At 40.5% G+C, this 9157-nt stretch carries 9 protein-coding genes; all 9 read right to left on the reverse strand.

Annotation, left to right across the window (positions count from 1 at the left end):
- Nucleotides 1-254: 254 nt before the first annotated feature.
- On the reverse strand, nt 255-1169 hold the full coding sequence (locus tag KGY70_12775) for a hypothetical protein (protein ID MBS3776059.1): 915 nt from the start codon (nt 1167-1169) through the stop codon (nt 255-257).
- A gap of 134 nt (nt 1170-1303) precedes the next feature.
- Nucleotides 1304-1834, reverse strand: a complete 531-nt coding sequence (locus tag KGY70_12780) for a cytochrome P460 family protein (protein ID MBS3776060.1) — start codon at nt 1832-1834, stop codon at nt 1304-1306.
- A 52-nt stretch (nt 1835-1886) separates the two neighbouring features.
- Nucleotides 1887-2321: a hypothetical protein gene (locus KGY70_12785; protein MBS3776061.1), complete on the reverse strand. Its 435-nt coding sequence runs from the start codon at nt 2319-2321 to the stop codon at nt 1887-1889.
- Nucleotides 2322-2337: 16 nt separating this feature from the next.
- Nucleotides 2338-2889 (reverse strand): YceI family protein, encoded by a 552-nt coding sequence (locus KGY70_12790; GenBank protein ID MBS3776062.1) that lies wholly within the window; start codon nt 2887-2889, stop codon nt 2338-2340.
- Between the two features lie 25 nt (nt 2890-2914).
- Nucleotides 2915-3844, reverse strand: a complete 930-nt coding sequence (locus KGY70_12795; GenBank protein MBS3776063.1) for a hypothetical protein — start codon at nt 3842-3844, stop codon at nt 2915-2917.
- A gap of 3 nt (nt 3845-3847) precedes the next feature.
- Nucleotides 3848-4231, reverse strand: a complete 384-nt coding sequence (locus tag KGY70_12800) for a hypothetical protein (protein MBS3776064.1) — start codon at nt 4229-4231, stop codon at nt 3848-3850.
- Between the two features lie 512 nt (nt 4232-4743).
- Nucleotides 4744-5517: an NIPSNAP family protein gene (locus KGY70_12805; protein MBS3776065.1), complete on the reverse strand. Its 774-nt coding sequence runs from the start codon at nt 5515-5517 to the stop codon at nt 4744-4746.
- A 386-nt stretch (nt 5518-5903) separates the two neighbouring features.
- A complete protein-coding gene (locus KGY70_12810; protein MBS3776066.1) occupies nt 5904-6932 on the reverse strand; it encodes a prolyl oligopeptidase family serine peptidase in 1029 nt (342 codons plus the stop codon).
- Between the two features lie 585 nt (nt 6933-7517).
- On the reverse strand, nt 7518-8618 hold the full coding sequence (locus KGY70_12815; protein MBS3776067.1) for a Fic family protein: 1101 nt from the start codon (nt 8616-8618) through the stop codon (nt 7518-7520).
- Nucleotides 8619-9157 lie beyond the last annotated feature (539 nt).

A 9157-nucleotide genomic window follows, 5' to 3' on the forward strand; every position in this document is an offset into this window, starting at 1 on the left:
TGTAGGTATATTGCTGCTTACTTTCCGACTCAATACTACTTACGCTTCCAATCACTCAGTCCCTTCGTGCCCCCTCGCTCCCTCGCTCAGTCGCTCCATCGTTCTTTCGTTCTTTCGTTCCCTCGTTCTTTCGTGCTGTCGTTCCCTCGTGCCCTCGTTGTTTCGCTCCATCGTTCTTTCGTTCCCTCGTTCCCTCGTGCTGTCGTGCAGTCGTGCCGTCGTGCCGTCGTGCCGTCGTGCCGTCGTGTATTCGTTCACTCGTTCAGTCGAAAGACAGCCTCCGCAAACTGCTTTCCCAGATCAATGAAACCTTCGCTGTCGTAGTGCCAGGTGTCAGAATAATCGTAGTAGCGGGTGGTTCTGACGATGGCTGCGCATTCATCGGTGCGGGCGAATTTTTCCTGGGCATATTGCACCAGCTCGCCGTAATCCCATACTTTGCCATCATCGTCATCCCATGAATCGGAGATCTTGCCGATCACCACCGGCAGGTCGTCAACGTGGAATACGGCCCGCATCAGGTCCATCAGGCGTTTGAGATTGTTATAATAGCGTTTGGCTATTGCTTCCACGTGGGCGTCGCTTTCCCCCTGCATCCAGATGATGCCGGAGGGCACCCGGTGCTCTTCCCGGCCGTCGCCGTCAATGTCCTTCACAGCCATGGCATGGCGCACGGTCTTCAGAAAATGGTCGTACTGGTTGATGCCTTTTTTCCCGCGGTAGTCCGGCTCCCAGCAGCCGAAGTCTTCAGCCGCCACGCTGTCTATAGAAGTGCCTCCCCGCGAATACTTGATCAGGGCAATTTCGTCGTTGGGGTACAGTTCCTGTAGCTTTTGGGCAAAGGAAAGCTCAACACCGAACCGGTCGGACAGTTGGTTTTCCTTGCCATCCGAAGAAAATCCGGTTCCATGCCCGGGTCTTAGCTCCTCCCAAAGGCCCAGCCCACCGTTGGTTTGATCATCCCCGGCAGGATTGCCGTGGTAGATTTGAACATGCTCGAAAGTTTTGTTCAGCTCATCAGGCAGCTCCGAATTGTAACCATAGCCATCCATGTTTGACTGGCCACCCAGATAGAATAGTCGTACCGTATCTAGATCGGTTTGCTGGCTCAGGGCCATTGAAGGAATAAGCAACATAACAGTGATAAGGGTTGACAGAATATTTTTCATAGCTGTTTATTTTTGGAATCATACAAAAAACATAAAAGGCTATAAAGATAAAATAAAAGGCCACGAATGCACGAATAAAATATTCATCCGTGCATTCGTGGCCTTTTACGCTTAGCCTTCGACTCTAATTTCCTTTAGTCATTTGTGAATAAATAATCGTTACCACTCGCTGCACCATGGCAAGATATACATCCGTCCAGCTTACCCCTTGCAACGCTCTCCTCTGACAGCAGGCCATTGGGATGCTCTGTGTAGTCAATGCTTTCATCTGCCGGCATTTGAACGTATTCCCAGTCGGCATTTTCGGAATCATATCCCGATTCCCTTTTGAACATGGCAAAGGTTACAAATAATTGTCCATTTGAACCATCGGGATTCTTTTTATAGGTTCTTTTGGTAATTAAGGTCCCCTTCTCAATTGAAGATCCTACTTGATCCACATTGCCGTATACTTCCCGGATGGTCGAGTCTGCACTAATTCCCTCAGGTCCTCCATGAGCAAAATTTTGACCTGTGAAATCTCCCAAATGGGATGTTGCTTTGTCCAATTTGTCCTGGGTTAATTCTACTTTCTCGTCTTCTTCAACTTCATCATCGCTTTCGCATTGAAAAAAGAATATTCCTGCAAGCAGGGTCATTACAATAATTAACGCTTTTGTTTTCATAACTTTTGAATTTATGGTTTAAAAATAGAAATTATATCCGTGTTTCTGTGTCCTAATTGTTTACCGGATAACAGTTGATCAGCACCACCTCAAATAGCTTACCTGTACATTTGCCTTTTACTTCAACCTGATCGCCGACACGGTATTTTTTTGCCTGTTCAAGGGCATTGGGTGAGAATGAGCACCTGACCCCTGATGCTGGGTCCTCCCCGCCGGTTAAAATAAAGGTCATGCTGGTATCATTGGCAGCTTTTTCAGATATTTGGCCCGATACCTCAATGACTTCTCCGGCATATTTTTTGGTTGCCTTTTGCTCATCCGAATTAAATGCCTGAGTCAGCTCGTCGGCCGTTAAGGTATATTCAGGTGTGATCCCGGCAACATCCGGAGTGGTTTTGGTATACAAATAATATCCGGTTGCCGCCCCCCCGACTACTATTATCCCAATAATGATCAGGGCAATGTTTCTGATTTTTTTCTTTTTCATAATCACCGAATTTTACTTACCTTTTCTTCAGCTCAAAATCAACATGCACTTCAATTTCTTTGGCAATGTTGTCTCTCATTACCTTTGGTATATCGATATCATAGTCTGCGGGACTGACAATAAACATACCTTTTGCCGCGATTACGTTATCCTCCTTCACCGTCAGGGTGACATCCGTGCTGATCTTGTTGGTTACGCCGTGAATGGTCAGCTTACCGCTGACAGGCACCTTGTACTTTCCGGTTTCCGAGAAATCCACCTTTGACAGATCGGTGATCTTACCCTCCAAAGTGGATTTCGGATATTTGTCCGACTCCACATATTGCCGGTTAAAATCCCGTTGCATCAGGTCTTTTTTGAATTCAAACGATTTCATTAACAAGGTAACACCCACCTCGCCGGTTTCTGTATTTAATATACAGGCAACCTGCCGGTTATGGGCTTTAATGTCTTCTAACGGCGTTTGGGAATAAAACCAGATGTATCCTGACCTGGTCATGTATTCCTGTCCGTATATGTTTGCGGAAACAAATAATATTCCGATTAGTATGAGCGCAAATTTTTTCATAAGCCTATTGTTTTTGAAGTTTATGTCATATTGCAAATACCCTTAAAATGTTGAAACCAAAATAAATTCCACCCAGGTTAAGGCCGTTGTTGAACCATGGATCCGTAGTTTCAGCGATATAATAGGGCTCGATCATGGAGCGTGAGTTGGTAAAATGCAGTTGAAATACATGGCCGCCGGTGTGTATATCAAAACCAAGAGATAGATTATTGACATTGTCAAATGATTTGTCGCTGTCGAAAGGAGGCAGCACATAAAAATATTCCGCATTCAACCGCACCCATTTGGTCAGCCTGAGGCTTCCCCCCATGCCGAGAGAATAAATGTCATTGGGGACCTGAGGATTTTCCACCAGATTTCTGTGAATAAAGGTTGGGGTGATCTGAAGGGACAGATCCTCATTGAATTTCCTGGCGATGGGCAATTGGTGGGTGTAGGACATTCTGCCGGCAAAATCATCCTCTTTTTGAGGATTGTTCCATTCAATGGTATTAACAGAAATGCTTGAATGCAGGGAGATGGATACAGGCATGTTTTTCTTTCCCGTTGATTGCCTGGTAATGGCATATTTTTGAAAACCGTGATAGGTTTTTAATTCATTTGTACGTCCCAAACCGACCATGAATTTATCCGAAATGCCATATTCCAGGGTGAAATACATATTGGCTCCGTCGAGACCCCAAAAATTTCTCCATCCCTGTTGAAGGTCATTAAACCGGTGGGAAATCCTGAAATGAAGCTGGTCTTCTCCTATCTGTTCGATGGAATGCCCGTTGATTATTCTGGAAGATTTGAAGGTAGCCTCTGCATAATCGGTCTCCTTATCAACCATGGTATCCAGACGGCTCATAATGTCTTCCTGTGCTTTCAAGGAGAAACCGGAAAGCAAAAGGATTAAAAATGTTGCTATGGATGGTATAATTTTCTTCATAGTTAATTGTAATACAGTATTCATAGATTAATTGTTTAGAGCGCCTTCTTCAACCCATATCCTGATTTTTGCAATGGTACATTCGTCCAGCTTGGGCTGCCCTTTTGGCATATTTGAATATCCATCAGCATGCTGTACTGCCTTTAATACCCTGGTTGCTTTTTCCTGCACGGCTTGGTGATTATCAAGAACAATGTTGCCACCAATGGATGATGCATCACCTTCATTATGGCAGGCATAGCAATTGTTCTCCAGGATGGGTTGTATGGTATTGCTATAAGTTACATCGCTTGTATCACATGGCATGTCCATATATTTTTCCACCTCATTGTCGTAAGTGCAATGAGTCAGCAATAAAGGTATGCTTAACAGGGAAATAAAGACCAGCAAAACAGCTTGAATGTTTTTCATAAAAGTAAGCATTAGAAGAATTTAAGATTCAAAGGTATTAATTAATACAACACGAGGCAACATTTTTTTCGGGGGATCAGTTTTTTGCAAAAAACTCCCAAAGGCCTGCCAGCAGTAAAACTCCTCCAATTTACTGCCTGATTGATTGTTGTTTATATTCAGTTTAAATAAAATAACTGAGAAGAAACATCAGCCTGCCACCATCATCTTTGGCTATTGCATTATTTGACTTGCAGTTAATTGAGGGAGAATACGCTTAGCTTATACAGCCACGAATGTATGATAGGATTTTAAAAAATCATTCGTGCATCTGTGGCATGTGTTTAACAACTCGAAGAATACCCGGACGATCATTCCGAGTTTGAAGAAGATGATGACGACAACGATTTTTGAGTTTTAGTAAGATGAGCGTTATATTTTGAAAGGTTCTTTCTGACAAAAAGAAGGTATTGTAGCGAATCCCGCAATAAAGGCCACTAAAACAAAGATGGAGATAGAAATAATAAGTCGGGCTAGATGTCTGAATAATCTGTGGGATACATCAGATATTTGGTGATGTTTGAAACGGTGTTCTGGTACCTTTCTATCTCTTTCATCTCCTGCCAATCAGGATGGTTCCCGAAAGCATCCCAGTGTTCCTGCTGGGAGGTGGTGTCACTGAAAGTAGTCATATACATCAGGTGTGGAATATGGGCACTTGAAAGGGCCTGGCCAAAAAATACAGGTTGAAATCCCAGTTTTTCAAATAGCTCGGATTCCCCTTCATTGAACATCTCTACTTTCCTCCGGTGTAGCAGCTCGGTGGCACTTTCATAGCTTCTCAGTTCGTAAACCCTGGAAGTATTAGGAGCGTTGTGCTCGGGCACACTAAGATGGGGAGTTGCAGAGAAGGCTTTGAGTAAGAAGCTTTCGATCCTTTCATAAGGAGGTGCATCATGGGGAGCTTCAATATATTCTTTACCCGCCTTCTGATAGGCTTCATCCTGTTCAAGTTTCTTGTCCAGCATTTCAAATTCTTCCAGAGAGGAAAAGGGGATCAGTACCATTATATAATCCTGTTCCCTTTCGTCCATTTCCCGGGGCTTAAATACACCCACATTCGGGATGCCTGCCCTTTCCAGGGCGGGGAGGTAAGCATTTTCCAGGTATTGATCCATGATCGATTCCTGTTCAGCATTCTCGAGCCGGTACATTTTAAGCTGGTAAAAGTCCCTCGTTTTCTGGGTATCACATGCGGTGAACTGGAGTAAAACAGAGGCCAGTAAAAGGAAGATGATTTTTTTCATTTTTATAGTGATTTTTATAGGATCAAAAGTAATAAATATTTTAAAACGGTCCAAAATATATTAGAGAAATTCAACAACAACTAAATTACGAGCCAGGCTGATAATAATCCAAACATTTGTATAAATTCATGGAGTCCCTTAATTTTATAAGGAGGTAACTTTTGGATCCGCCTTAACATTTGATTATAATCTACATTCATTCTAACTCTTTTTTATTTATCTCATTAAAGTCCAAAGATATAAAATTTTTGGATTCGGGCTTATATTTGGGTGTTTTATGTTTGGCGGTAACGTACAACTTGTCCGGCCTTTGACGGACCGTGACCGGCCTTTGACGGTTATTTGGCTACCGTCAAAAACGATACTTATATGTTAGCGGTATGTTGTTATTCTTCAAGAAGTTCATCTAATGCAAACTTGGTCAGCATTTCATGATTGCCTTCAAATATTATTAACCTTAAATTTTCGAATTCCTTTTTTAAACAAATTTTTCTACCAGCAATATTCCCGAACTCGCCTAATGGTTTTCTTTTCTCAAGCAAGTTCAGTTTCTCTGAAATCGACACGTATTTAGAGCTATCAATAACTGATAAGTCAGTCAGTAACTTATTGTAAAAATTAATTGAATGGGTAATCGGAACACTTCCTTGTATTCCATCATATACTCCAGCATAAATGGACAGTTTTGAACTTTTTAATTTTTCTATTGGCGTTTCCCAATAAATCGGTGATTTCTGTGCTGCATTTTCAGTATTAAGTCCATTTTTTGAGCCCGTGCAATCAAGAATATCCTGAGAGTATTTATTGTTTCTTATTTTACTTTCATTGTACCATGCAATTAAATCAGTAATTGATGCCCAGGCTGAAAACTTTTTTATATTGTGTTTAGATTTCATAAATGTGCTTAGTGTTGCATAACCACCGCCACTAACACCAATAACAAATATTTTAGATGTGTCAGTATTAGAGTTCCGTGTTGCATAGCTTATTGCATCATCAATGTCTGCTAATGCTAATTCACTGCAACATGCATCAATTTTTCTATTTGCTCCGCGAAAATTTGGATGGATATAATTCAAATCTTTCTGTTTACAGATTTCTGCTAATTTGTCATTTTGTGAGTAATCTCCACTCCAGGTATGTAAACTTACAATTAAAGGTTTAAGCTCATCTGATTTTGATTTAAAGAAATATGCTTTCTGAACATTGTTATCTCTACTCGACTTAATTTCAACTAATTCAAAATCTTTGCTCCATTCAGTCTGTCGTGTATCATCAAATTTTATATAATTCTCAACAAATGGTTTTTTAATTAATGACCAGATCGTTTTATTTTGTCTTAGAAAAATTCCCACTATTATCCCGAATAATACAATCAGGATAAATGTTATCAGTTTTAAAAGTCTGTTTTTCATTGTTATGTCGTTTTTTTACAATTACCGCACCGGGTAGGTCAGGAGGAGCAAAACTCCTCCCTTCCCTCCTAAGAACCGTATCCCGATAAAATAATCGGGATAAACTTTGCCACTTCAGCGGAATACGGCTCAGGCGCTTCTGTGACGGGCCACCCGGCCGTTAATTTCCGTGTCATTATTAACAAATGTAGCAATTTGTTTGCATTGCTCATAAAATTTATAACATCCTCGCTAAGTACATGGGTGCTGCTGGCAGGAATTTCAGACCACTCAGGTTTTTATATATTGGCGGTTGTTTTGTCTTTAGTCAAATCTTCATTAGCAAATTCTCTAAACATCTCTCCGGACAAATCAGCTGTCATAGCATTTTATTTTTGATTTAAATTTATTATATTCCCTTATTTTCATCTTGTGTTAAAATAATCGATAACGGAACGCTATTTACACAGTGCGAGTTTAAAAACGGCGTTTCCGAGTCCGCCCGATACAAATTTTGCTAAAATCGAAAACCGAAGAAACCGGAAACCGCCCCGCATGGTGTATATAGCCTGTCAAAAACGATACTTAAATGTTGCCTGCTGGCATTTATTTCAACTCATAACTTGTACTTCTTCCACCAGCTTCTTCCTTTTTCAATATATTTTTGCTTATTAAATCGTTAATGTCTCGTATTGCTGTATCCTTTGAACATTTTGCTATTTTAGCCCATTTTGAGGATGTTAACTTACCTTCGAATCCGTCCAGTATTTTGTTTAATAATTTTTTTTGTCTTTCGTTAATTTCTGTTTCTGAATGTTTTTTCCAAAATTCGGCTTTGAATAGAACCCGGTTTAAGACAATATCGGTAGATTTAAGTGAATTTATCAAACAATTTAAAAACCACTTTATCCATTCAGTTATGTCAAGATTACCTTTTTGTGTTTTTTCAAGTATTTCATAATACTGTTTCCGTTCAAGTCTAATTTGAGCTGACATACTATAAAATCGTTGGGTGCTTTCATCTGATTGCGCTAACAACATGTCTGTCAGAGCCCTGGCGATCCGGCCATTTCCGTCATCAAATGGATGAATTGTGACAAACCATAAATGTGCTATAGCTGCTTTGAGTACTAAATCAGTTTCAATGTTATTGTTGAACCATTCTAAAAATATATTCATTTCATTATCAACTCTCGATGAATTTGGCGCTTGAAAATGTACTTTTTCTTTTCCCATTGCTCCCGATACAACTTGCATTGGTCCACTTGTATCCTTTCTCCAATCTGCTAAGGTTATCTTAGACATTCCACTTCTGCCAGTTGGGAACAATGCAGCATGCCAATCAAAAAGCCTTTCTTTGGTTAAAGGTTTAAAACAATTCTGTGTGGCATCAAGCATCATTTCCACAACACCATCAACATTCCGGTCAGATTCAACTGAACCGGCAATTTCCATTCCTAACTTTCTCGCAATAGATGAGCGTACCTGGTCTGGATTTAAAAACTCACCTTCAATCTCAGAAGACTTTAAAACATCAAGTGTTAAGGTGTCAAGAAAAGCTTCATTTCTCAGGTCGAAACCTAATGACTCCATTTTGCCAAATAATCTTCCCTGTAAATTTCTAGCTTTACTTAATAAACCTATAAATTCATCACTATTCCATTTAAAACTCGGCCAATCGTCCTGCTGATATATATAAATCTTCATTCGTTGCATATTTTGCGACAAATATACTGTTTATTTGTCGCATTTCAAAATAATTTATTGCATTTTTTGCAACGAATAGACAGTTTATTCGTTGCACCGTGGTTTTAATGCTTGCAGGCAACGGAAAGCCGTAAGCACCATGCGGGATGAAAGGGGTGCAATCCTATCCCCTGGTATAAAACCTTGCTGAATCGAACAGCTAAAGACGATAGAACGCTGCCCGCATGGTGCTTACAGCATGTTGAACTAAACCTCCCTTCGGGAGGCAGCTTTAGGCATTACAGAAAAATTTGGTCAATAAGGCGCTACGCGGCTCTAATAGAAGTCTGAAATTCAATGGATAATTATTGTGCTATTAGCTAAAAATAGCCGCTAAGCGCCTTTTTAGACTAGACTCTTAAATGATATGAGTAAAAGTACAATTTATTCGCAAGCCTGCCAAGAAATTTCTGGATTTCAAACGATGGGAGAAGAGTTTAGGACGTTGGAATAATTCTTAAAGAAAGCCACTTCATACTAATTTTGTACCATCTATGAAA

It is taken from the genome of Bacteroidales bacterium (genome assembly GCA_018334875.1).
In the GTDB taxonomy this organism is placed as follows: Bacteria; Bacteroidota; Bacteroidia; order Bacteroidales; family UBA12077; genus JAGXLC01.

Coding starts and splice junctions, on each gene's coding strand:
- KGY70_12775 (MBS3776059.1), bottom strand. CDS start 1,169: ATGAAAAATATTCTGTCAACCCTTATCACTGTTATGTTGCTTATTCCT.
- KGY70_12785 (MBS3776061.1), bottom strand. CDS start 2,321: ATGAAAAAGAAAAAAATCAGAAACATTGCCCTGATCATTATTGGGATA.
- KGY70_12780 (MBS3776060.1), bottom strand. CDS start 1,834: ATGAAAACAAAAGCGTTAATTATTGTAATGACCCTGCTTGCAGGAATA.
- KGY70_12800 (MBS3776064.1), bottom strand. CDS start 4,231: ATGAAAAACATTCAAGCTGTTTTGCTGGTCTTTATTTCCCTGTTAAGC.
- KGY70_12810 (MBS3776066.1), bottom strand. CDS start 6,932: ATGAAAAACAGACTTTTAAAACTGATAACATTTATCCTGATTGTATTA.
- KGY70_12790 (MBS3776062.1), bottom strand. CDS start 2,889: ATGAAAAAATTTGCGCTCATACTAATCGGAATATTATTTGTTTCCGCA.
- KGY70_12795 (MBS3776063.1), bottom strand. CDS start 3,844: ATGAATACTGTATTACAATTAACTATGAAGAAAATTATACCATCCATA.
- KGY70_12815 (MBS3776067.1), bottom strand. CDS start 8,618: ATGAAGATTTATATATATCAGCAGGACGATTGGCCGAGTTTTAAATGG.
- KGY70_12805 (MBS3776065.1), bottom strand. CDS start 5,517: ATGAAAAAAATCATCTTCCTTTTACTGGCCTCTGTTTTACTCCAGTTC.